Raw genomic sequence first — 23168 nt, 5'->3', positions numbered from 1 at the left:
CATTGAAAATATCCATTGTTTCACGTGAAACCTATCTAATCTTCGACCATTTTCTTAGGTTGATAAGCTAGCATACCTAATCCGATGAATAAAACTAAAGTTACAAGAAGGAAAACTACTTGATGATGCATATTTCCTGTCATAGAAATTGTTTGTCTCAATCCTGAAACTGAATAACTCATTGGTAGCCATGGATTGACAGTCTTAAAGAAATCATTTGTCAAAGCAAGTGGATAAGTTCCTGCACTTGATGCTAATTGCAATAATAACAATATAAGAGAGAAGAAAGCACCTAAACGACTATTCCATGTCGTTAAAGCAGTTACCATCGACATAAAGGTCAAACTTGCGATGATGATTAGGAATAAGGTTTTCATTTCATAATTTGCTGTTAGACCAATAAGATGAACTCCACCATAAACTAACACACCTGCTAAAACAGCTATAACTCCATTTATCTCGAAGCGAGATTTAAACCAAGCCCAGCGACTTTCAGGATGACGACCTGAAGGCAATTTAGCAAATATCATATTTGTTGATAATGCAGCAACAAAGAGGGCGACTGATATCATATAAGGAGCCATGGCAATTCCATTTACAGGTACTCGATCATTGTCTGTTTTTGAAAGACTCAAAGGTTCAGATAGTGTTTCTGCATTTTTAGAATCTGTTGATGCTGATTTTAGTTGGTTGTTAGCACTACTTAATCCCTTTCCTAAGTCAGAAACACCAACCTGTAAACTTCCAATACCAGCAGTTAAAGTTGCTCCACCATCTGCTAATTTACCAGCACCATCTGCAATTTTTGTTGCTCCATTCCCTAACTGATAACTAGCAGAAATCAATTGACTGGATTTATCTGTTAATTGACTTGATCCTAACTGTATTTTATCAAGACCTGCAATTAAGTCTGAACTCTTACTGTTTAATTGACTAGAACCAGATGATAGTTTTTCTATACCTGTTACTAATTCTGGAGTTTTTCCAGCTAGTGTATCCAAACCAGTTGTCAAGGTTGAAGAGTTTTCTGTCAACTTGTTTGATCCAGAAACCAGTCGATCTAAACTTGTTGTTAAAGCTGTATTCTTTTCACTTAGTTGGTTTACACCTAAAGAAATAGTATCCAGCCCTTTAGTATACTCATTAACACCATTTTCAATTGATTGACTTCCAGGAACTAACTGATTATCTACAGCATTTTGTAACTGTGTAAATCCACTTGACATAGATGTCAAAGAACTAGAAGCTACAGGTAATAATTGGTTTGCTTTCGTCTGTAAAGTAGAAAGGTTGGAGACTGGTTGGTTTACACTTTCCAAACTTACTTTTAAGTCTCCTACTGTTGTTAAAATTTCTTTTGCTGATTCAATTGTAGAATTAGAATTGTTTGAAATAGCTCCAACCAATTCTCTTTTCTGAGTATCAGTAAGAGATTGATAAGTTGCTGTTGCTTGAAGATTCGTAAGACTTCTCTCTTGCTCTGCTTGACTATTAGTCACAATCGCTTGAGCAAGAGTAGATATATTTGCTAAGTTATTAGATACCGTGCTTTTAAGTTCAGTATTCTCTGAAATAGTTACAGCTTGAAGTGCTTTATTTAATTCATCTAAACTAGTTGCTAACTGAGAAATTTCCTCTTTTTGTTGAGATGAAGTATTCAATTGAGTAGAAATTTCTTTAATCCCTTTATTTAATTGGGTAATACCACCTCTTAATGTTTCTGATTGACTAGATAATTGGTTTGCTCCAACTGATAGTTTGTCAACCCCACTTGTATACGCATTGACACCAACTGAAAATTGATTGAGACCTGTATTCAGTTGCGAAACTCCTCCTGCATATGTCTTCATTCCAGTATTTAATTGATTAACACCTGCTACTAATTCAGGAGTCTTGGAAGATAATTGATTAAGTCCATTGTCAACCTGAGAAACTCCACTTGTATAGTTCTGTAACCCATCATTAAATGTTCCTAAGCCACTATTTAGTTGCTTTACTCCTGACACATAGGTTGTCAAGCCTTTTGTAAATTGTTCACTTCCATCCGAGAAAGTTAAACTTGAACTAGCTAAAGTATCAAGATTTGAAGACAATGTTTGACTTCCTTCAGCTAACTGACTAGCCCCGTTGGCCAATTGTTCACTTCCATCTACAGCTTTCGTTAGACCAGATTTTAAATCTCCCATCTTTTGAAATAAAGCTTTTGTATAAGTCTCAGTTACACTGGCAGAAACATTCTGTTTTAATTGCGTCATAGCAGAATCACTCATTTTACTTGCAATGAAGCTATGTCCACTAGAAGTTTGATAATCAATATTCATCTGTTCTGGGTGATTTGTTAAAATAGAAGCGGCTTTTTCAGACAAGTCACTTGGCAAAGTGACTACCATATAGTAATCACCATCTTCAAGTCCTTTTTTACCTTCTTCCTCATTTACAAAATGAAAATCCAAGGATTTATTTTCTTTTAAATTAGACACCATGTCTTTTCCAATAGCCATTGTATTTCCATTGTAAGTCGCTTCCTTATCATTATTTACCACCGCTACAGGCAACTCAGATAATTGTCCATATGGATCCCACATAGATGATAAAAATATGATGTTGTATAAAGCTGGAATGAGAGAAATTCCTATCATTACAATGATAAAGGTTGGTTTTTTAAATATTGCTTTCCATTCTTTAAACATATTGTCTCCTTTTTTATACATATTGTCTAAAATTTTGATATAATAGATTATACATTAAAAAATCTAAATTACAAGTTAAAAAATTATATTTTAGACACTACGTCTATTTTTGTTCAAGAGGAGGAACTATGATAGAGAGTAACAAACGCTTAAAAACAAAACATACTATTGAGAATGCTATGGTTCAATTATTGATGGATCAACCATTTGATCAAATTTCTACTGTTAAACTAGCTGAGAAAGCTGGAATTAGTCGCTCTAGTTTTTATACTCATTACAAAGATAAGTATGATATGATTGAGCATTATCAAAGCAAGCTTTTTCATACCTTTGAGTATATTTTCCAAAAACATGCTCATCATAAAAGAGATGCTATTTTAGAAGTATTTGAGTACCTAGAGTCTGAACCATTGCTAGCTGCTCTCTTATCTGAAAATGGTACAAAAGAAATACAGAATTTCCTAAGGAATAAACTTCACATCATGCTTAGTACAGATCTCCAAAAACGCTTTATGCAGTTAAATTTAAACGAAATTGAATTGGAGTACAGTAGTATTTATCTAACAAATGCGCTATTTGGTGTATGTCAAACTTGGATTGCTCATGGAAAAAAAGAAAGTCCGCAAGAAATGACAGACTTTCTTATGAAAATGCTAGGAGATTAAAAATTAGAAAAAAAAAGAACACCAATAGTGTTCTTTTTAATCTGACTCCGCCAGTAGGACTCGAACCTACGACATCATGATTAACAGTCATGCGCTACTACCAACTGAGCTATGGCGGATAATATAGTCCGTACGGGATTCGAACCCGTGTTACCGCCGTGAAAAGGCGGTGTCTTAACCCCTTGACCAACGGACCATCTATCTATAGCAGATATAACCATTATATCAATTTCTTACTGATTGTCAATCACTTTTTGGATTTTTTCTCCAGAACATCTTTTAATTTACGAACCTTCAGGCGGGTAATTGGGCAACGATGATCCTCATAGAAAACAACTTCTAAATTTTTTCGATCAATTTCCCTAACATTTCCTATATTGACAAGAAACGATTTATGAACAGAATAAAATCTTTGAGTATCTTTATCTTTTTCTTGGATATCTGTCATAGTTCCATAAAATTCTTTGGCAAAATTCTTACCAATAATCCGTAACTTGTGAGATACTCCTGTCGTTTCTATATACAAAATGTCATGGTAAGGAATTTTTAAATCATTTCCTTTATAGTTATAGTCAAAATAATCTACAACGTCTTTATTTTCAAGCAACATGTTCTTGGTGTATAAGATACTTTTTTTAATACGTTTCTTAAATAAATCATCATTGATATCTTTATCAATAAAATCCAAGGCTGATACTTGATACTTGTAAGTTAAGGTAGCAAATTCTGAACGACTAGTTATAAATACGATAATTGCATAAGGATTGTGATGGCGAATAAATTGTGCAACTTCAAATCCTTTTTTCTCAATTCCATGAATATCGATATCTAGAAAATAAAGTTGATTTACTTCATCATTTTCGATGTATTCTTTAAATTCTCGTTCTTTACCTGTTGTTTTGTAAGAAATAGGAATATTTAATTCTTTGGAAATTTCATCCAATGTTTTTTCTAGCCTAACTTGATGTTGAATAACATCTTCTAAAATTAATACTTTCATTCAAATTCTCTCTTAAATCTAATAATCTGTCTAAATGTACTTTCTTCTATCTCGGTTTCTAAAATAATATTTTCATACTTATCCAAAATTTCTTTAACATTATTAAGACCTATTCCTCTATTTCTACCTTTAGTAGAAAAACCTAGTTCAAACAAATCTTCTGAAGGCGACATAGTGATTTTACATGAATTTTGAATCACGATAACTGTCTCCAAGTCCATCCTAATCACTGCAACTTCCATTTGTTTCAAATAACTTTCAGCAGCCCCCTCAACAGCGTTGTTCAGCAAAACACTCATTATACGAACAAGATCAAGTAAATCAATTGACAATCTTGTAATGGTATCCTTTACCTCTAGTGTAAACTCTACGTCATTATTTCGTGCATATACAATAGACTGAGCTATCAAACTTCGTAAAGCTGAATCTTCTATGTTATTTAAATCAAAATAAGTATACTTTTCTGAACGCAGTTTTTGGTTTACTTTCACTAAAACTTCGTTGTAAATTCTGTCAATTTCTTGTAAATTTCCACTGTCAATTGCCATTTGCATGCTAACAAGCATTCCTGCATAGTCATGGCGAAAACCACGAATTTCATTTTACAAGCCAACGATTTCATCAGTGTAAGTCTGTAAATGTTCCTGTTCAAATTTCTTTTGTTTTAGAGCAATCTCTCTTTCAATCTGAACCTTATAAGAATTCATCGCAAAGAAAGTTAGCAATAAACAAATAAATACTATTGATGCTAAAATACTACCAAAACTATTAAAATGCGAATGAATACTAACCATATCTGAAATGAACAATAAAATCTGCAAAGCAAAGAAGGCAAGTATAACTTTTTTAAAAAATGGATAGAGGTAATCTTTATCGAAATATTTAACTTCAAGGTGAAAATAAGTAATAATTTTTTTAATAATAAAATAAGTTAGTAATAAAACTACTACAAAAAAGATATCTTCATATTTTGTTACGAAAGAATCTCCTATTATGGAAGATAAAGTTACTGATAAAAAAGTATGAGTGCTATGATATAATAAAGATAATATAAGACTGATAAAAATAGCCTTGCACTTATCATATTTTTTTAATCCAATTAGATAAGCAAAGATAATACAGGTAAATGAAATTTTTTCCATTCCAAATCCATCTAAAGAAATAAAATGTAATAAAGTTTCAACTATAATCTGTAATATAAAAACCCAAAAAATAAACAAATATCTTTCTTTTTTTGTTACCTTACAAATTAGTTCATAGCTATTTGTTAGAATAAGAATATGAAGAATAACTATGAGTATTTTCAATAAATCCATCACGTTTCCCTAGAATGTTATCTATTTTTTCCTTTTTTGAAAAAGATTTGCAAAAAAAGAAGTAATTCTTCTATCCCCACCTTGAATTTCTTGCAATTCTTTTTCTGTAAGTTCTTTGAACTGTTCCAATTTAACTGTTTTTTTCATACGAAAGTCTCCTTTGATTTTGTTTTTTCTGTAAATTAACTTACAAACCTATTATACAAAATGGAGACTACTTTAGAATCATTCATTCTCAACTGTACTTTTTTGTACCTGAAATGCAATTTTTTTACAAAAAACGCTGGGAAAACCCAGCGATAAATCTAGTATATGATCCCAGCAGGATTCGAACCTGCGACCGTTCGCTTAGAAGGCGAATGCTCTATCCAGCTGAGCTATGAGACCCAACTAATTTATCTTATCAAAATAATCGAAAATAGTCAATCCTATTTATGATAAGGGGAACCTTGTTGAATGGTAAAAGCTCGGTATATCTGTTCTGTCAGTACGAGACGCATTAATTGATGTGGGAGAGTTAAACGACCAAAACTTACAGATAAATTGGCTCGTTTTTTCACTTCATTGGATAATCCTAAACTTCCACCTATCACAAAAGTTAAGGTTGAAAAACCATTAATAGATGCTTGTTCCAACTGTTTACTGAATTCTTCAGAAGACAAAGTTTTTCCTTCAATGGCTAGGACAACAACAAATTCCCTATCTCCAATTTTTGAAAGGATTCGATTTCCTTCTACATCCAAGATTTTTGCATTTTCAGAATCACTAGCACGATCAGGTGTCTTTTCATCAGCTAATTCAATTATTTCTATAGTAGCAAAACGAGAAATTCTTTTAGAATATTCAGCGATTCCATCTTTTAGGTACTTTTCTTTTAATTTTCCAACTGTTACAATTTTAATTTTCATGCTTCTATTTTATCATAATCGTATTCTATTCACATCCTATTCACAAATAAAAACAGATAAAATAGCAATAGATTCACAAGATTTTAATAGTTTTCCACAGATTGTTTAAAACTTAAACTTTTTTAAGTTAGGATTAAGTTAATAATCTTATACTTTTGCTAATAAATCAAACATGGAGGAATCTATGAAAAAAATACAAAATATTTCAAAAAAAATCGGACAACTTTTATTAATCATTCTCATTAGCTTTTTTAGTGGTGTTTTAGGTAGTTTTACGACATTGCAACTCAGTCAAAAACAAAACACTAGTCCAACAAATACCACCACTGTCAGCAAAACAGCTGTAAAAAACGAAAACTCAACCACACAGGCAGTCGATAAAGTTAAAAATGCTGTAGTATCTGTCATTACTTACTCTGCAAACTCCCAAAACAGTTTATTTGGATCTGCAGAAACTGATACAGATACAAATACTGAGCAAGTATCGAGCGAAGGTTCTGGAGTTATTTATAAAAAAGAAGGTAACTTTGCTTACCTCGTAACCAATACTCACGTTATTAATGGCGCTAAAAAAGTGGATATTCGTTTAGCAGATGGCACAAAAGTCCCTGGTGAAATTGTGGGTTCTGATACTTATTCTGACATTGCAGTTGTAAAAATTGCTGCAGATAATGTGACTACCGTAGCTGAATTTGGTGATTCTGACCAACTAACAGTTGGAGAAACAGCAATCGCAATCGGAAGTCCTCTTGGTTCTGAATACGCTAATACTGTGACTCAAGGAATCGTGTCAAGTTTGAATAGAAATGTTTCTTTAAAATCTGAAGATGGACAAGCTATCTCTACAAAGGCTATCCAAACAGATACAGCCATCAACCCTGGTAACTCAGGTGGTCCTTTAATCAATATTCAAGGACAAGTAATCGGTATTACATCAAGTAAAATTGCCTCTAATGGTGGAACATCCGTAGAAGGTCTCGGCTTTGCTATTCCTGCAAATGATGTTAAGAATATTATCAAACAGTTGGAAAAAGACGGAAAAGTAACTCGTCCAGCGCTTGGTATACACATGGTTAATTTAACAAACCTCAGCACAGCTGATATTAAAAAATTGAAACTTCCTGATAAAGTCACTTCTGGTGTAGCTGTTCGATCTGTTCAAAAAAACATGCCTGCAAATGGACATTTACAACAATATGATGTTATCACAAAAGTAGATGATACTAAGATTTCATCTACTACTGAATTGCAAAATGTTCTATATAGTCACTCAATCGGAGATGAAATAACTGTAACTTATTACCGAAATGGTAAAGAAGAAACAACTAAAATCAAGTTGGACAAGAGCACTAGCGATTTAAATCAATAGTTTACATATTTGTAAACTTACTTTACAGAATATCAAAGTTGTGATACTGTAGAAATATGGAAGAATTTAAACTAGTTCGTATAAGTGACATTCAAAAAAATCCTTATCAACCTCGAAAAGAATTTTCAGAAGAGAAAATAAAAGAACTTGCTCAATCTATCAAAGAGAATGGTCTTATTCAACCGATTATCGTTCGTCAATCTCCAGTTATTGGATACGAAATCCTAGCTGGAGAAAGACGATATCGTGCATCTATAGTAGCTGGATTATCAGAAGTTCCTGTAATCATCAAAAAACTTTCTGATCAGGATATGATGATTCACTCAATCATTGAAAATTTGCAGCGTGAAGACTTAAATCCGATTGAGGAAGCAAAAGCTTATCAATCTTTAATTGATAAAGGGTATACTCACGCAGAAATTGCTGATAAAATGGGAAAATCACGTCCCTATATTACAAATATTGTTCGCTTACTAACACTACCTAATTTTATTCTAACGGAAGTAGAAATTGGAAAATTATCTCAAGCACATGCTAGACTTCTAATTCAACTACCTGTTGAAGAACAAAAAAATTACTCCATCATATTCTGACAGATAATTTATCAGTTCGACAGGTAGAACGTCTAGTTCAAGAAGAAAAAAGAAGAAAAAAGCAAAGAAAAAGATTACTTTATCAAGGAAGAAGAAGAAAATTTAAAAAAATTGTTGGGATTAGATGTCCAAATCTTTCTTCAAAAAAAAGAGGCAGGAAAAATAACTATCTCTTTTCATAATCAAGAAGAGTATCAACGTTTTATTAACAGCCTGAAATAAGGCTGTTATTTTATTTTCCTCAACTCACAGACTTATCCACTAATAAATATAAATAAAACAAAGAAAATCACAAATAATAGCCGTTATCCACAAGTTGTGGATAAATCTTTTAAACATTGTGGATTGTTTTTCACAAGTTGTGGAAAAAATGCTTACTATATGGTAAAATAGGTATAAGATTATACCTTTTAGAAAAGGAGGAGTTTGTTATTGAAAGAAAAACAATTTTGGAATCAGATTTTAGAATTAGCTAAAGAAAGATTGACACGATCAATGTTTGATTTCTATGTAACACCTGCTGAATTAATAAAGGTCGAGGAAAATGTAGCTACCATATTTTTGCCAAGATCTGAAATGGAAATGGTTTGGAGTACAAAACTCAATGATATTATTGTAGCTGTTGGTTTCCAAATCTATGATACTGAGATAAAAGCGCAATATGTATTGACTAAGGAAGATTCTGACTCCTCCGATATAACAACAACTGTTGAAAATAGTAGTCAACAACAAGAACAAACTATAAAATCTATTCCTTATTCAGAAACAGGACTTAATAAAAACTATACCTTTGATAATTTTGTCCAAGGAGATGGAAACATTTGGGCAAAATCGGCTGCATTAGCTGTATCAGAAGATTTAGCACTTACATATAACCCTCTTTTTATATACGGAGGACCTGGTCTTGGTAAAACTCACTTGCTCAATGCTATTGGTAATGAAATTTTAAAAAATATTCCTAGTGCGCGTGTTAAGTATATTCCTGCAGAAAGTTTTATAAATGACTTTCTTGATCATTTAAGACTTGGAGAAATGGAAAAATTTAAAAAGACTTACCGAAACCTCGATCTTTTGTTGATTGATGATATTCAGTCTCTAAGTGGAAAAAAAGTTGCAACGCAAGAAGAGTTTTTCAATACATTTAATGACCTTCATAATAAACAAAAACAGATTGTCCTAACTAGTGATCGAAGTCCTAAGCAATTAGAAGGAATGGAAGAAAGACTTGTCACGCGCTTTAGCTGGGGATTGACTCAAGCAATTACTCCTCCTGACTTTGAAACACGTGTTGCTATTCTTCAAAGTAAGACTGAAAATTTAGACTATAATTTTCAAAGTGATACATTGGAATACTTAGCAGGTCAATTTGATTCTAATGTTCGTGAACTTGAAGGAGCAATTAATGATATTACTTTAATTGCTAGAGTAAAGAAAATTACTGATATCACAATTGATATTGCTGCAGAAGCCATACGAGCTCGCAAACAAGATATTAGCCAAATGCTCGTTATTCCAATTGAAAAGATTCAAACTGAAGTAGGAAACTTTTATGGTGTTAGTGTAAAAGAACTAAAAGGAACAAGGCGTGTTCAAAACATTGTTTTAGCAAGACAAGTAGCTATGTACCTAGCAAGAGAACTAACCGATAATAGTCTTCCAAAAATTGGAAAAGAATTTGGGGGAAAAGACCACACTACAGTCATTCATGCCCACGCTAAAATTAAATCTTTGATTGAGGAAGATAACAATCTCCGCTTAGAAATCGAAGCTATCAAAAAGAAAATAAAATAACTTGTGGATAACTTTTACTTTTTAATCTTTTTTATACACATTTTTTAAACAAGCAAAAAAGTTTATATTCTGCCTATCAAGCTATTTTTTCCACAGATTTCACACACTCTATTATTACTATTTTCTTTCTAATTATAAAAATAAATAAAGGAGAATCCATGATTCATTTTTCAATTAATAAAAATTTATTTCTACAAGCGTTAAATACTACTAAAAGAGCTATTAGTTCAAAAAATGCTATTCCTGTTTTATCAACTATCAAAATCGATGTGAATAATGAAGGAATTACATTGATTGGTTCAAATGGTCAAATTTCAATTGAAAACTTCATTTCTCAAAAAGACGAAAACGCAGGTCTTTTGATTAACTCATTAGGTTCTATCCTTCTAGAAGCTTCTTTCTTTATCAATGTTGTTTCTAGTCTTCCAGATGTGACTCTTGATTTTAAAGAAATCGAACAAGATCAAATTGTACTAACAAGTGGAAAATCAGAAATTACTCTTAAAGGAAAAGATAGCGAGCAGTATCCACGTATCCAAGAAATTGCAGCAAGTAATCCTTTAGTTCTTGAAACAAAACTTCTTAAAAAGATTATCAATGAAACTGCCTTTGCTGCTAGTGTGCAAGAAAGTCGTCCTATCTTAACTGGTGTTCACTTTGTCTTGAGTAATCACAAAGAGTTAAAAACAGTTGCAACAGACTCACATCGTCTCAGTCAGAAGAAATTGACGCTTGAAAAAAATAGTGATAATTTTGATGTTGTCATCCCAAGTCGCTCTCTACGCGAATTTTCGGCTGTTTTTACGGACGATATTGAAACAGTAGAGATTTTCTTCGCAAACAACCAAATTCTCTTTAGAAGCGAAAATATTAGCTTCTATACACGTCTCTTAGAAGGTAATTATCCTGATACAGATCGTCTGATTCCAACAGATTTTAATACGACAGTGACTTTTGATGTTGTGAATCTACGTCAATCTATGGAACGTTCACGTCTTCTATCAAGTGCTACTCAAAATGGAACTGTAAAATTAGAAATCAAACAAGGAGTAGTTACAGCTCATGTAAATTCTCCAGAAGTTGGTAAAGTAAATGAAGAAATCGATACAATTGCTGTATCTGGTGAAGATTTAACTATTAGCTTTAACCCAACTTACTTGATTGAAGCACTAAAAGCTTTGAATAGTGAAAAGGTAACAATTAGCTTTATTTCAGCAGTTCGTCCATTTACCTTGGTACCAGCTGATACAGATGAAGATTTCATGCAGCTGATTACACCAGTTCGTACAAATTAAGTTAAAGAGGTTGAGCCTAGCTCACCTCTTTTATGATATAATCAGAAATATGAAAAGGAGAGTAGTATGTATCAAGTTGGAAATTTTGTTGAAATGAAAAAACCACATGCTTGTACAATCAAATCTACAGGCAAAAAAGCTAATCGTTGGGAAATTACACGTCTAGGTGCAGATATCAAAATAAAATGCAGTAATTGTGATCATGTTGTCATGATGAGTCGCTATGATTTTGAAAGAAAAATGAGTAAAATTATCGACTAAATGCAAGGAGTTAGAGGGTTAGCAAGTTTTCCCTTTTTGTGTTATAATATTGAAGATTGAAATGTGAACGGAGAATGAGAAATTATGGCTTTAACAGCAGGTATCGTGGGTTTGCCAAACGTTGGTAAATCAACCCTATTTAATGCAATTACAAAAGCAGGAGCAGAAGCTGCAAACTATCCATTTGCGACGATTGATCCAAACGTCGGGATGGTAGAAGTTCCAGATGAACGTCTCCAAAAATTGACGGAAATGATTACTCCTAAGAAGACAGTTCCAACAACTTTTGAATTTACAGATATTGCAGGGATTGTAAAAGGTGCATCAAAAGGAGAAGGTCTCGGTAATAAATTCTTGGCCAACATCCGTGAAGTTGATGCCATTGTTCATGTAGTTCGTGCTTTTGATGATGAAAATGTCATGCGTGAGCAAGGACGTGAAGATGCCTTTGTAGATCCGCTTGCAGATATTGATACGATTAATTTGGAGTTGATTTTAGCAGATTTAGAATCTATCAACAAACGCTATGCGCGTGTGGAAAAAATCGCCCGTACACAAAAGGATAAGGATTCAGTTGCAGAATTTAACGTTCTTCAAAAAATCAAACCAGTTCTGGAAGACGGAAAATCAGCTCGTACCATTGAATTTACAGAAGAAGAACAAAAAGTGGTTAAAGGACTTTTCCTTTTGACCACTAAACCAGTTCTTTATGTAGCGAATGTGGATGAGGATGTGGTTGCTGATCCAGACTCTATCGAGTATGTAAAACAAATTCGTGAATTTGCAGCAACAGAAAATGCAGAGGTAGTGGTGATTTCTGCGCGTGCTGAAGAAGAAATTTCTGAGTTAGACGATGAAGATAAAAAAGAGTTTCTTGAAGCCATTGGTTTGACAGAATCAGGTGTGGATAAGTTGACGCGTGCAGCTTACCATTTACTTGGACTTGGAACTTACTTCACTGCTGGTGAAAAAGAAGTTCGTGCTTGGACTTTTAAATGTGGCATGAAAGCTCCTCAAGCAGCTGGAATTATCCACTCAGACTTTGAAAAAGGATTTATTCGTGCAGTGACCATGTCTTATGACGATTTGATTAAATACGGATCTGAAAAGGCTGTAAAAGAAGCTGGACGTTTACGTGAAGAAGGAAAAGAATATGTCGTTCAAGATGGCGATATCATGGAGTTCCGCTTTAACGTATAATCAACATTTTTAATAGTGTCAATCAGGTTGGAAAAAAATTCCAACCCTTTTGGCTTTTGAAAGGAAATTTAAATGACAAAATTACTTGTAGGATTGGGAAATCCAGGGGATAAATATTTTGAGACAAAGCATAATGTTGGTTTTATGTTGATTGACCAATTAGCTAAAAAACAGAATGTCTCCTTTACACATGATAAGATATTTCAAGCTGAACTAGCTTCATTTTTCCTTAATGGAGAAAAAATTTATCTGGTGAAGCCAACAACATTTATGAACGAGAGTGGAAAAGCTGTACATGCCTTATTAACTTACTATGGTTTGGATATTGAGGATTTACTGATCATTTACGATGATCTTGACATGGAGGTTGGAAAAATTCGTCTTCGTGTTAAGGGATCAGCGGGTGGTCATAATGGAATTAAGTCAATTATTCAACATATTGGTACACAGGTTTTCAATCGTGTAAAGATTGGTATTGGAAGGCCTAAAAAAGGGATGTCAGTAGTTCATCATGTTTTGAGTAAGTTTGACCAAGAAGATTATATTGATATTTTACAGTCAATTGACAAAGTTGACGATGCTGTAAATTATTATTTACAAGAAAAAAACTTTGAAAAAACGATGCAGAAATATAATGGGTAAGGAAATGTCATTAATCGATTTCTTTCTAGAAAATAAGCAGATACAATCATGGAATGAGCATTTATCTCTTAAACAAAGACAATTATTACTCGGTCTTTCTGGTTCAGCAAAGTCTTTAGCTATTGCAAGCAGTGTAAAAAGTCAAAATAAGATTTTAGTGATGACCTCTACATATGGAGAAGCTGAACGTCTAGTGAATGATTTAATTTCTATCCTGGGTTCTGATATGGTCTATCCATTATTGGTAGATGATTCACCTATGGTAGAATTTTTAGTATCATCTCAAGAAAAGATTTTTTCCAGAGTAGAAGCTTTACGTTTTCTAAGAGATAAATCTCAAAGAGGGATTTTAGTTTGTAACGTCGCAGCAAGTCGTTTATTTTTACCAGATCCTCAAGTTTTTGACAATAGTATGTTAAAACTTGAAATTGGCCAAGAATGTGAACAAAACGAACTAAAAAATCAGTTGATTTCCCTAGGTTATAAGAAAGTTACACAAGTTCAGAGTCAAAGTGAATTTAGTCTTCGAGGAGATATTTTAGATATCTTTGAAACCTCACAAATATCTCCTTACCGAATTGAATTTTTCGGTGATGAAATAGATGGGATTAGAGAATTTGATACTGAAACTCAATTATCGAAAGATAGTAAAACTCAAGTACTAATCTATCCAGCTAGTGATATTTTGTTAACGAATGAAGATTATCATCGTGGTCAGAAATTTTTAGAACATGAGATTGATAAGGCACTTTCTCCAACTTTAAAGTCTTACCTAGAAGAAGTTTTTAGTTGTACGAAAGAGCAAGTTCTTCATACAGATATTCGCAAGTTTTTGTCTGTATTTTATAAAAAACAGTGGACCTTGATAGACTATTTGAATCAAGTTCCTGTTATATTTGATGATTTTCAAAAAATCATGAACCAGTACGATGCTTTTGATAAGGAAACAGCTAGCTACTTTACAGAGGATTTACACAATAGTAAAGCTGTATCAAGTTTACAATATTTTGCTGATGTAGAAAGTCAGTTTAAAAAATATTTACCAGTTAGCTTCTTTTCTAATTTTCAAAAGGGACTTGGAAATCTAAAATTTGAACATCTTTATCAATTTAATCAATATCCAATGCAAGAGTTTTTCAATCAATTTTCTTTTTTAAAAGAAGAAATTGAGCGTTATAAAAAATTGAAGTATACGATTGTTCTTCAGTCAAGTAGCAAAACTGAACTTAAAAAATTATCGACTATTCTTGATGAATACGGTATTAAAGTTGACAGTAGTAACAAAAGTGATATCTGTAAAGGAACTGTCAACCTTGTTGAAGGAAATCTTCGTCATGGCTTTCACTTTGTAGATGAAAATCTTGTATTTATAACTGAATATGAAATTTTCAAAAAGAAGGTTAAACGTAAATATAGAAGACAAAATATCAGCAATGCTGAGAGATTAAAGGACTATAATGAGCTTCAAAAAGGCGATTATGTTGTTCATCAAATTCATGGGATTGGTCAATATTTAGGAATAGAAACGATTGAAATCAAAGGTATTCACCGAGATTATGTGACTATTCAATATCAAAACGGCGATCGTATTTCTATTCCTGTAGAACAAATTCAAACCTTATCTAAATATGTTTCAAGTGATGGAAAGGCTCCAAAATTAAATAAACTAAATGATGGGCATTTTAAAAAGGCTAAGCAAAAAGTTAAAAATCAAGTTGAAGATATCGCAGATGATTTAATTAAATTGTACGCTGAGAGAAGTCAACTTAGAGGGTATGCATTTTCAAAAGATGATGAAGATCAAGTTGCTTTTGATGAGGCTTTTCCGTATGTTGAAACTGAAGATCAACTACGAAGTATAGAAGAAATCAAAAAAGATATGCAGACTCCTCAACCTATGGATCGACTCTTAGTTGGAGACGTTGGTTTTGGTAAGACAGAAGTTGCTATGCGAGCTGCATTTAAGGCTGTCAATAATCATAAACAAGTAGTAGTTTTAGTTCCAACAACAGTTCTTGCGCAACAACATTACAGTAATTTTAAGGAAAGATTTGAGCAATTTGCTGTAAACGTAGATGTTTTGAGTCGCTTTAGAAGTAAAAAAGAACAGATTGAGACACTTGAGAAATTAAAAAAAGGTCAAGTGGACATCTTGATAGGAACTCATAGAGTTTTGTCTAAAGATGTTGAGTTTGCTGATTTAGGGTTAATCATTATTGATGAGGAGCAACGTTTTGGTGTTAAACATAAAGAAGCACTCAAGGAATTAAAAAAGAAGGTTGATGTCTTAACCTTGACAGCTACACCAATTCCTCGAACCCTCCATATGTCTATGTTAGGTATTAGAGATTTATCTGTCATCGAAACTCCTCCAACCAATCGATATCCCGTTCAAACCTATGTTCTTGAACAAAATGATCATGTCATTCGAGATGCTGTATTGAGAGAAATTGATCGTGGTGGTCAGGTTTACTATCTTTACAATAAAGTTGACACGATTGAAAAGAAGGTTTCAGAATTACAAGAACTAATTCCTGAAGCTTCTATTGGTTTTGTTCATGGTCAAATGAGTGAAATTCGTTTGGAGAATACACTACTTGATTTCATTGAAGGCGAATATGACATTTTAGTAACTACGACAATCATTGAAACAGGTGTAGATATTCCAAATGCTAATACCTTATTTATTGAAAACGCAGATCATATGGGCTTGTCAACCTTGTATCAATTAAGAGGCCGGGTTGGTCGTAGTAATCGAATTGCTTATGCTTATCTCATGTATAGACCAGACAAATCTTTGACAGAAGTTTCAGAAAAGAGATTAGAAGCTATCAAAGGTTTTACCGAATTAGGTTCTGGTTTCAAAATTGCTATGCGTGATTTATCCATTCGTGGAGCTGGAAATCTTTTAGGAAGCTCTCAGTCTGGTTTTATCGATTCTGTTGGTTTTGAATTGTATTCTCAGTTACTGGACGAAGCAATTGCTAAGAAAAATGGAACTGACAAGAATCGTGAAAAAGGGAATGCTGAGTTAATTCTACAAATTGATGCTTATCTTCCGGATGAGTACATTTCAGATGAACGACATAAAATTGAAATTTATAAGAGAATTCGTCAAATTGATAATCGTATCAACTACGAAGAATTGCAAGATGAGTTGATAGATCGATTCGGAGAGTATCCAGATGTAGTTGCTTATCTTTTGGAAATTGGATTAGCTAAAGCTTATCTTGATAAAGTATTTGTCAATCGTGTTGAAAGAAGAAATAATAAGCTTGTTATTCAATTTGAAAAAATATCGCAACAATTATTTTTAACCCAAGATTATTTCCAGGCTCTTTCTCAGACAAGTTTGAAGGCTAATATTTCTGAAAATCAAGGTTTAATCGAAGTTGTTTTTGACATTCGAAATAAAAAAGACTATGAGATTTTAGAAGGACTCTTAACCTTTGGAGAATCGTTAGCGAAGATAAAAGACTTAAAAGAGTCACATTAAGGATTACCTTTTTTCTTCTATAAAAGGGATAAAAATGGTACAATAATAATTTGAGGTATTAAGATGAGATTAGATAAATATTTAAAAGTATCACGAATTATTAAACGCCGTACAGTGGCTAAGGAAGTTGCAGATAAGGGGCGAATCAAGGTAAATGGTATCCTTGCTAAAAGTTCAACAGATTTAAAAATCAATGATCAGGTTGAAATTCGCTTCGGAAATAAATTGTTACTTGTAAAGGTGCTGGAAATGAAAGATAGCACTAAAAAAGAAGATGCAGCTGGAATGTATGAAATCATTAGTGAAACAAGGGTAGAAGGCGATGTATAAAAAAATAGTCCAAATGAATAACTCTTTTATTCAAAACGAACATCAACGACGTAAATATATGATGGAAGAACGTCAAAAACGCAATCGTTTTATGGGTTGGGTTTTGATTTTGATTATGTTGTTATTTATCTTGCCAACTTACAATTTAGCACAAAGTTATCAACAATTACTAACACGTCGCCAGCAATTAACGGATTTGAAAAAACAATACCAGAATTTGAGCGATGAAAAGGATAAAGAAGCTAGTTTAGCAACTAAGCTAAAAGATGAATCTTATGCGGCTAAATATTCCCGTGCAAAATATTATTATTCAAAATCATGGGAGGAAGTTTATACAATTCCGGACTTACTTCCTAGGTAATGTGAAATGGAAAATTTATTAAAGATTGTTGAACAATTTTTAAGTCAATCAGATGAAAAATTGGAGGAATTATCTCAAAAAAATCATCTGTTACGATTGCAAGAAGAAGAGGGGAAAAAGAATGCGTAAATTTTTAGTGATATTACTACTTCCAATTTTCCTAAAAAGTGTTCAAGTAGTAAGCACTGAGAATCCAGTTATCCTTCCAAACCAAGAAGTTTATTCCTTAACCCACGCTTCGTATCATTTTTATTATCAAGATATTATAGAATCTCCAAAATTTTATGGTGAGACGCCAGTTTATTCTACAGAAGACCTGATTAAAGAATCAGGAAAAGTCAATGCGGAAACAAAATTATCTGTTTTAGAATGGCGATTAAATAAACAAGGACAGCCTGTCTTTAAATTGTCAAATAATCAATTTGTAATGGCTGATAAACGACTTTTATACGATAGTTCTATCGTAAACGATTTTTCTAAGCGAGTATGGCTAGAACCAGGATTTGTCGTTTATAATAGTCCTTATGATCAACAAGAATTAAAGTCTACTTTAGCGCCTTATCAAGAAGTTGAAGCAGATATGTCTATTTTTGCTGAAGGTCGTGAATTCTTACATATCAAACAAGCTGGTTGGATTTCGACGGATTATATTTCTAATGATGATAATAGAATCCAGAAAGTACAAGAGTTACTATCTGCAAAATATCAAAATGAACAGTTTTCTATTTATGTGAAACAATTGAGTACAGGTAAGGAAGCTGGGATTAACGAAGAGCAAAAAATGTACGCTGCTAGTGTTATGAAATTGCCTTATCTTTATTATGTTCAGGAGAAAATTAATCAGGGTGATTATCAACTTGACACGAAATTGAAGTATGTTCCTGAAGTTAATGATTTCCCTGGTTCTTATAAACCAGAAGGAAGTGGCAGTCTCCCTAAAACAGCGGATAATAAAGAGTACACAATCAAAGATTTAATCACAAAAACTGCAAAAGAGTCTGACAATGTGGCTCATAATATTCTTGCTTATTATGTTACGAATAAATCAGATGACGCCTTTAAAAAAGAAATGACTACGATTGCTGGTAATGAATGGGATGTAAATGATAAGCTTGCTTCAGCTAAAATGGCTGGACAAGTTATGGAATCTATTTACAATCAAAATGGTTTTGTTTTAGAATCTTTATCACAAACTTCTTTTGATAATCAGCGTATTGCTAAAAATATTTCTGCTAAGGTAGCCCATAAAATTGGGGATGCAGATGAATTTAAACACGATGTGGCGGTAGTCTACACAGATTCTCCGTTCATTATTTCGATTTTTACTAAAAATTCTGATTATGATACCATTTCTAAAATTGCTAAGGATGTCTACGAGGTCCTAAAATGAGAGACCGAGAATTTTTAAATCATTTTCTAGAGAAAGGTTATTTTAAACATCATTCAAGAGTTGTGCTAGCCTTGTCTGGTGGATTGGATTCGATGTTTCTCTTTCATCTCCTTTCAACCTATCAAAAAGAACTTGGAATTGAATTATTTTTAGCTCATGTGAATCATAAACAACGACCAGAATCGGATAATGAAGAATATGAATTGAGAAAACTAGCTGAACAAGTTGGAGTTCCAATTTATGTAGCTCATTTTACTGGAGATTTTTCGGAAGCAAATGCTCGTCAATTTCGTTATGAATTTTTAAAAAAAGTAATGAGACAAACAGTTGCTACAGCTCTTGTAACAGCTCATCATGCAGATGATCAGGCTGAGACGATTTTTATGCGATTGATTCGAGGTGTTAGGTTACAGCATTTATCAGCTATTAAAGAAAGACAAGAGTTTGATAAGGGAGAGTTGATTCGTCCTTTGCTATCTTTTTACAAAAAGGATTTTCCTGAAATTGAGCATTTTGAAGATGCGACGAATAAAGAAAATTCCTATTTTCGTAATCGTGTTCGTAATATTTACTTACCACAATTAGAAAAAGAAAATATTCAGGTAAAGAGAGCGTTTTTAGAACTTGGAAAAGAAGTATCTGACTATCAAATTGTTCTTTCTGAATTCTCTAAAACGGTTGATGTGGAAGATTTAACACAGTTTTTATCTTTTAGTGAAGCAACACAGAGAGTTTTATTGCAGCAATATCTTAGTCATTTTCCAGATTTAAATATTACAAGAGAACAATTCCAACAGGTTCATCATATTTTAAAAACCAAGAGTCAATATCGTCATTTATTAAAAAATGGTTATGAACTCGTAAAGGAATATCAGCGTTTTCAAATTTGTAAAATCAGACCAAAGTCTGATGAAAAAAGTAATGAATGTGTGTTAGAATATCAAAATCAAGTTCATTATGAAGGTTACTTATTTTCATTTGGGATTCCTCTAAAAGGTGAAAATATTCAAAAAATCAATATTTCTTGTGAAGCATCATTGATTCTACGGCATCGACAACCAGGTGACTATTTGATAAAAAATGGTCACCGAAAAAAACTAAGACGACTTTTTATTGATTTAAAAATTCCTATAGAAAAACGGGAGAATGCCATTATCATAGAGCAATTTGGAGAAATTTATTCAATTTTAGGAATTGAAACTAGCGATTTGAGTAAAAAAACGAAAAATGATATAATGAACACTATACTTTATATAGAAAAAATAGATAGGTAAAATCATGTTAGAACAAGATATCAAGAAGATTTTGGTTTCACAAGATGAAATTACAGAAGCAGCTAAAAAACTAGGTGCTCAATTGACAAGAGATTACGAAGGGAAAAATCCAATTTTAGTTGGAATCTTAAAAGGGTCTATTCCTTTCATGGCAGAATTAGTCAAATATATTGATACTCATCTTGAAATGGATTTTATGATGGTTTCCAGTTACCATGGAGGTACTGTAAGTAGCGGGGTTATTAACATTAAACAAGATGTAACTCAAGATATTAAAGGTCGACACGTTATTTTTGTGGAAGATATTATCGATACCGGTCAAACCTTAAAAAGTTTGAGAGATATGTTTACTGCTAGAGAAGCGGCATCAGTTAAGATTGTTACAATGCTTGATAAACCAGAAGGTCGTACTGTAGATATCGAAGCAGATTATACATGTTTTACAATTCCGAATGAATTTGTTGTAGGCTATGGCTTAGACTACAATGAAAATTATCGTAATCTTCCTTATGTAGGTGTATTGAAAGAGGAAGTTTACTCAAAATAGAAGGGTAAGTTATTGAATGCAAAAACAAAATAATGGTTTTATAAAAAATCCATTTCTTTATTTGTTGATGATTTTTTTGATAGTCACTGGATTCCAGTATTTCTTTGCTGGAAGAGCAGCAGGACATAGTCAACAAATTAAATACTCAGAATTGGTGCAGGAAATTACTAGCGACAATGTAAAAGAAATGACCTATCAACCAAGTGGTAGTGTCATCGAAGTTTCTGGTGTCTATAAAACTGCTAAAACAGAACAACCGGAAACAGGTATTCGGTTGTTCACACCTTCTGCAACAAAAGTAGAGAAATTTACAAGTATTATTCTTCCATCAGATACTACTGTAGCAGATTTGCAAAAACTAGCTGGTGAACATCAAACACAAATTGAAGTGAAGCATGAAAGCTCAACTAGGATGTGGATTAACATCCTAGTTTCAGTAGTACCATTTGCCATTTTATTTTTCTTCCTATTTTCTATGATGGGGAATATGGGAGGAAATGGCGGACGCAATCCAATGAGTTTTGGACGTAATAAAGCTAAAGCTGCTAATAAAGAGGATATCAAAGTCCGCTTTTCAGATGTAGCAGGAGCTGAGGAAGAAAAACAAGAACTTGTTGAAGTTGTTGAATTTTTGAAAGATCCAAAACGATTTACAAAATTGGGCGCCCGTATTCCAGCTGGTGTTCTCTTAGAAGGACCTCCGGGGACTGGTAAAACATTACTCGCCAAAGCAGTTGCAGGAGAAGCTGGCGTACCATTTTTTAGTATTTCAGGTTCTGACTTCGTGGAGATGTTCGTCGGTGTTGGTGCAAGCCGTGTACGTTCTCTCTTTGAAGATGCTAAAAAAGCAGCACCAGCTATTATCTTCATCGATGAAATCGATGCTGTTGGTCGTCAACGTGGTGTCGGTCTTGGCGGTGGAAATGATGAACGTGAACAAACTTTGAACCAACTCTTGATTGAGATGGATGGTTTCGAAGGGAATGAAGGAATTATCGTCATTGCGGCAACGAACCGCTCAGATGTTCTAGATCCAGCACTTCTTCGTCCAGGCCGTTTTGATAGAAAAGTATTAGTTGGTCGTCCAGATGTTAAGGGACGCGAAGCGATTTTGAAAGTCCATGCTAAAAATAAACCGTTAGCAGAAGATGTAGACTTGAAATTGGTAGCACAACAGACTCCAGGTTTTGTTGGTGCTGATTTAGAAAATGTATTGAACGAAGCAGCTTTAGTTGCAGCTCGTCGTAATAAATCGGTAATTGACGCTTCTGATATTGATGAGGCAGAAGATCGTGTTATCGCTGGTCCTTCTAAGAAAGATAAGACAGTTTCTCAAAAAGAACGTGAAATGGTTGCTTACCATGAAGCAGGACACACGATTGTTGGTCTTGTCTTATCTAATGCGCGTGTTGTCCATAAAGTAACAATTGTTCCTCGTGGTCGTGCAGGTGGGTACATGATTGCTCTTCCTAAAGAAGATCAAATGTTACTATCCAAAGAAGATATGAAAGAACAATTAGCTGGTTTGATGGGTGGACGTGTCGCAGAAGAAATCATCTTTAACGTTCAAACAACCGGAGCATCCAATGACTTTGAACAAGCGACTCAGATGGCGCGTGCTATGGTTACTGAGTATGGAATGAGTGAAAAACTCGGTCCAGTTCAATACGAAGGAAATCATGCAATGTTTGGTGCTCAAACACCACAAAAATCTATTTCAGAACGAACAGCTTATGAAATTGACGAAGAAGTTCGCACATTGTTGAATGAAGCACGCAACAAGGCTGCTGAAATTATTCAATCAAATCGTGAAACGCATAAGCTAATTGCGGAAGCATTGTTGAAATATGAAACATTGGATAGTACACAAATTAAATCTCTTTATGAAACAGGTAAAATGCCTGAAGATGCAGAAGAGGAGTCACGAGCACTGTCTTATGAAGAAGTCAAATCAAAAATGGCTGAAGAAAACTAATAGATAAAAAGAGATGGCAGTAGTGTCGTCTCTTTTTATTTAAAAATAAGAGAAATTATTTCATG

At 33.3% G+C, this 23168-nt stretch carries 19 protein-coding genes, 3 tRNA genes and 2 pseudogenes; 16 read left to right on the top strand and 8 right to left on the bottom strand.

Translation table 11 applies throughout. From position 1 onward, the window contains the following. Window positions 1-35: 35 nt before the first annotated feature. Complete coding sequence (locus HMPREF9180_RS08175) at window positions 36-2690, bottom strand: YhgE/Pip domain-containing protein (protein ID WP_025168742.1); 2655 nt, start codon at window positions 2688-2690, stop codon at window positions 36-38. Window positions 2691-2818: 128 nt separating this feature from the next. Here HMPREF9180_RS08175 and HMPREF9180_RS08170 point away from each other — a divergent pair, with 128 nt between their 5' ends. Continuing rightward, window positions 2819-3355: a TetR/AcrR family transcriptional regulator gene (locus HMPREF9180_RS08170; protein ID WP_006146055.1), complete on the top strand. Its 537-nt coding sequence runs from the start codon at window positions 2819-2821 to the stop codon at window positions 3353-3355. 45 nt (window positions 3356-3400) lie between these two features. Here the strand turns inward: HMPREF9180_RS08170 and HMPREF9180_RS08165 are convergent. The 7 genes and pseudogenes from HMPREF9180_RS08165 to rlmH all read right to left on the bottom strand — a co-directional run bounded on the left by HMPREF9180_RS08165 (window position 3401) and on the right by rlmH (window position 6579). Next, a tRNA-Asn gene (locus HMPREF9180_RS08165) sits at window positions 3401-3474 on the bottom strand. A gap of 5 nt (window positions 3475-3479) precedes the next feature. Further along, window positions 3480-3551: transfer RNA gene (locus tag HMPREF9180_RS08160), tRNA-Glu, on the bottom strand. A 51-nt stretch (window positions 3552-3602) separates the two neighbouring features. Continuing rightward, window positions 3603-4355, bottom strand: coding sequence for a competence system response regulator transcription factor ComE (gene comE / locus HMPREF9180_RS08155; RefSeq protein ID WP_006146054.1), 753 nt, complete (start codon window positions 4353-4355; stop codon window positions 3603-3605). Beyond that, a pseudogene (gene comD / locus HMPREF9180_RS10030) lies at window positions 4352-5671 on the bottom strand (competence system sensor histidine kinase ComD). The gene comE and the pseudogene comD overlap by 4 nt, the downstream one beginning before the upstream one ends. A 21-nt stretch (window positions 5672-5692) precedes the next feature. Then, on the bottom strand, window positions 5693-5818 hold the full coding sequence (gene comC, locus HMPREF9180_RS08145; RefSeq protein ID WP_006146051.1) for a competence-stimulating peptide ComC: 126 nt from the start codon (window positions 5816-5818) through the stop codon (window positions 5693-5695). Window positions 5819-5984: 166 nt separating this feature from the next. Then, a tRNA-Arg gene (locus HMPREF9180_RS08140) sits at window positions 5985-6058 on the bottom strand. Between the two features lie 41 nt (window positions 6059-6099). After that, complete coding sequence (rlmH, locus tag HMPREF9180_RS08135; RefSeq protein WP_006146050.1) at window positions 6100-6579, bottom strand: 23S rRNA (pseudouridine(1915)-N(3))-methyltransferase RlmH; 480 nt, start codon at window positions 6577-6579, stop codon at window positions 6100-6102. A gap of 184 nt (window positions 6580-6763) precedes the next feature. On the opposite strand from rlmH, the gene htrA reads away from it, so the two are divergent. From htrA to ftsH, 15 genes and pseudogenes are all read left to right on the top strand, one after another. Continuing rightward, window positions 6764-7948 (top strand): serine protease HtrA, encoded by a 1185-nt coding sequence (gene htrA / locus HMPREF9180_RS08130; protein WP_025168741.1) that lies wholly within the window; start codon window positions 6764-6766, stop codon window positions 7946-7948. A 56-nt stretch (window positions 7949-8004) separates the two neighbouring features. Next, window positions 8005-8763, top strand: a pseudogene (locus HMPREF9180_RS10025) (ParB/RepB/Spo0J family partition protein). A gap of 210 nt (window positions 8764-8973) precedes the next feature. Further along, window positions 8974-10332 carry a chromosomal replication initiator protein DnaA gene (gene dnaA, locus HMPREF9180_RS08120; RefSeq protein WP_006146047.1) on the top strand — a complete coding sequence of 453 codons (1359 nt, stop codon included), beginning with the start codon at window positions 8974-8976 and terminating at the stop codon, window positions 10330-10332. Between the two features lie 158 nt (window positions 10333-10490). Continuing rightward, entirely contained in the window at window positions 10491-11627 is a 1137-nt protein-coding gene (gene dnaN / locus HMPREF9180_RS08115) for a DNA polymerase III subunit beta (RefSeq protein ID WP_006146046.1), read from the top strand. Between the two features lie 66 nt (window positions 11628-11693). After that, window positions 11694-11888 (top strand): DUF951 domain-containing protein, encoded by a 195-nt coding sequence (locus HMPREF9180_RS08110; RefSeq protein ID WP_004250933.1) that lies wholly within the window; start codon window positions 11694-11696, stop codon window positions 11886-11888. An 84-nt stretch (window positions 11889-11972) separates the two neighbouring features. Then, window positions 11973-13088: a redox-regulated ATPase YchF gene (ychF, locus tag HMPREF9180_RS08105; RefSeq protein WP_006146045.1), complete on the top strand. Its 1116-nt coding sequence runs from the start codon at window positions 11973-11975 to the stop codon at window positions 13086-13088. 72 nt (window positions 13089-13160) lie between these two features. Then, entirely contained in the window at window positions 13161-13730 is a 570-nt protein-coding gene (pth, locus tag HMPREF9180_RS08100; RefSeq protein WP_006146044.1) for an aminoacyl-tRNA hydrolase, read from the top strand. Continuing rightward, window positions 13723-17226: a transcription-repair coupling factor gene (gene mfd / locus HMPREF9180_RS08095; RefSeq protein ID WP_006146043.1), complete on the top strand. Its 3504-nt coding sequence runs from the start codon at window positions 13723-13725 to the stop codon at window positions 17224-17226. The genes pth and mfd overlap by 8 nt, the downstream gene beginning before the upstream one ends. Window positions 17227-17289: 63 nt before the next feature. Next, window positions 17290-17556, top strand: a complete 267-nt coding sequence (locus HMPREF9180_RS08090; RefSeq protein WP_006146042.1) for an RNA-binding S4 domain-containing protein — start codon at window positions 17290-17292, stop codon at window positions 17554-17556. Beyond that, on the top strand, window positions 17549-17917 hold the full coding sequence (locus tag HMPREF9180_RS08085) for a septum formation initiator family protein (RefSeq protein ID WP_006146041.1): 369 nt from the start codon (window positions 17549-17551) through the stop codon (window positions 17915-17917). Before HMPREF9180_RS08090 ends, HMPREF9180_RS08085 begins: the two co-directional genes overlap by 8 nt. A 6-nt stretch (window positions 17918-17923) precedes the next feature. Next, window positions 17924-18046 carry an SP_0009 family protein gene (locus tag HMPREF9180_RS10495; protein ID WP_006146040.1) on the top strand — a complete coding sequence of 41 codons (123 nt, stop codon included), beginning with the start codon at window positions 17924-17926 and terminating at the stop codon, window positions 18044-18046. Continuing rightward, on the top strand, window positions 18039-19307 hold the full coding sequence (locus HMPREF9180_RS08080; RefSeq protein WP_006146039.1) for a serine hydrolase: 1269 nt from the start codon (window positions 18039-18041) through the stop codon (window positions 19305-19307). The genes HMPREF9180_RS10495 and HMPREF9180_RS08080 overlap by 8 nt, the downstream gene beginning before the upstream one ends. Continuing rightward, on the top strand, window positions 19304-20581 hold the full coding sequence (gene tilS, locus HMPREF9180_RS08075) for a tRNA lysidine(34) synthetase TilS (RefSeq protein ID WP_006146038.1): 1278 nt from the start codon (window positions 19304-19306) through the stop codon (window positions 20579-20581). The genes HMPREF9180_RS08080 and tilS overlap by 4 nt, the downstream gene beginning before the upstream one ends. A 4-nt stretch (window positions 20582-20585) precedes the next feature. Then, complete coding sequence (hpt, locus tag HMPREF9180_RS08070) at window positions 20586-21128, top strand: hypoxanthine phosphoribosyltransferase (RefSeq protein ID WP_006146037.1); 543 nt, start codon at window positions 20586-20588, stop codon at window positions 21126-21128. 16 nt (window positions 21129-21144) lie between these two features. Next, window positions 21145-23103, top strand: coding sequence for an ATP-dependent zinc metalloprotease FtsH (ftsH, locus tag HMPREF9180_RS08065; RefSeq protein ID WP_006146036.1), 1959 nt, complete (start codon window positions 21145-21147; stop codon window positions 23101-23103). Window positions 23104-23168: the final 65 nt, after the last annotated feature.

The sequence above is a fragment of the Streptococcus peroris ATCC 700780 genome (assembly GCF_000187585.1).
GTDB classification, from domain to species: domain Bacteria; phylum Bacillota; class Bacilli; order Lactobacillales; family Streptococcaceae; genus Streptococcus; species Streptococcus peroris.
This window is presented reverse-complemented; position numbering and strand designations above follow the sequence as displayed.

Excerpts from the sequence above, each read along its gene's own strand:
- dnaN (WP_006146046.1), top strand. The coding sequence starts at position 10,491 with ATGATTCATTTTTCAATTAATAAAAATTTATTTCTACAAGCGTTAAAT.
- ychF (WP_006146045.1), top strand. The coding sequence starts at position 11,973 with ATGGCTTTAACAGCAGGTATCGTGGGTTTGCCAAACGTTGGTAAATCA.
- HMPREF9180_RS08080 (WP_006146039.1), top strand. The coding sequence starts at position 18,039 with ATGCGTAAATTTTTAGTGATATTACTACTTCCAATTTTCCTAAAAAGT.
- pth (WP_006146044.1), top strand. The coding sequence starts at position 13,161 with ATGACAAAATTACTTGTAGGATTGGGAAATCCAGGGGATAAATATTTT.
- mfd (WP_006146043.1), top strand. The coding sequence starts at position 13,723 with ATGGGTAAGGAAATGTCATTAATCGATTTCTTTCTAGAAAATAAGCAG.
- HMPREF9180_RS10495 (WP_006146040.1), top strand. The coding sequence starts at position 17,924 with ATGGAAAATTTATTAAAGATTGTTGAACAATTTTTAAGTCAATCAGAT.
- HMPREF9180_RS08170 (WP_006146055.1), top strand. The coding sequence starts at position 2,819 with ATGATAGAGAGTAACAAACGCTTAAAAACAAAACATACTATTGAGAAT.
- HMPREF9180_RS08110 (WP_004250933.1), top strand. The coding sequence starts at position 11,694 with ATGTATCAAGTTGGAAATTTTGTTGAAATGAAAAAACCACATGCTTGT.
- htrA (WP_025168741.1), top strand. The coding sequence starts at position 6,764 with ATGAAAAAAATACAAAATATTTCAAAAAAAATCGGACAACTTTTATTA.
- HMPREF9180_RS08085 (WP_006146041.1), top strand. The coding sequence starts at position 17,549 with ATGTATAAAAAAATAGTCCAAATGAATAACTCTTTTATTCAAAACGAA.
- ftsH (WP_006146036.1), top strand. The coding sequence starts at position 21,145 with ATGCAAAAACAAAATAATGGTTTTATAAAAAATCCATTTCTTTATTTG.
- rlmH (WP_006146050.1), bottom strand. The coding sequence starts at position 6,579 with ATGAAAATTAAAATTGTAACAGTTGGAAAATTAAAAGAAAAGTACCTA.
- tilS (WP_006146038.1), top strand. The coding sequence starts at position 19,304 with ATGAGAGACCGAGAATTTTTAAATCATTTTCTAGAGAAAGGTTATTTT.
- HMPREF9180_RS08090 (WP_006146042.1), top strand. The coding sequence starts at position 17,290 with ATGAGATTAGATAAATATTTAAAAGTATCACGAATTATTAAACGCCGT.
- hpt (WP_006146037.1), top strand. The coding sequence starts at position 20,586 with ATGTTAGAACAAGATATCAAGAAGATTTTGGTTTCACAAGATGAAATT.
- HMPREF9180_RS08175 (WP_025168742.1), bottom strand. The coding sequence starts at position 2,690 with ATGTTTAAAGAATGGAAAGCAATATTTAAAAAACCAACCTTTATCATT.
- comE (WP_006146054.1), bottom strand. The coding sequence starts at position 4,355 with ATGAAAGTATTAATTTTAGAAGATGTTATTCAACATCAAGTTAGGCTA.
- comC (WP_006146051.1), bottom strand. The coding sequence starts at position 5,818 with ATGAAAAAAACAGTTAAATTGGAACAGTTCAAAGAACTTACAGAAAAA.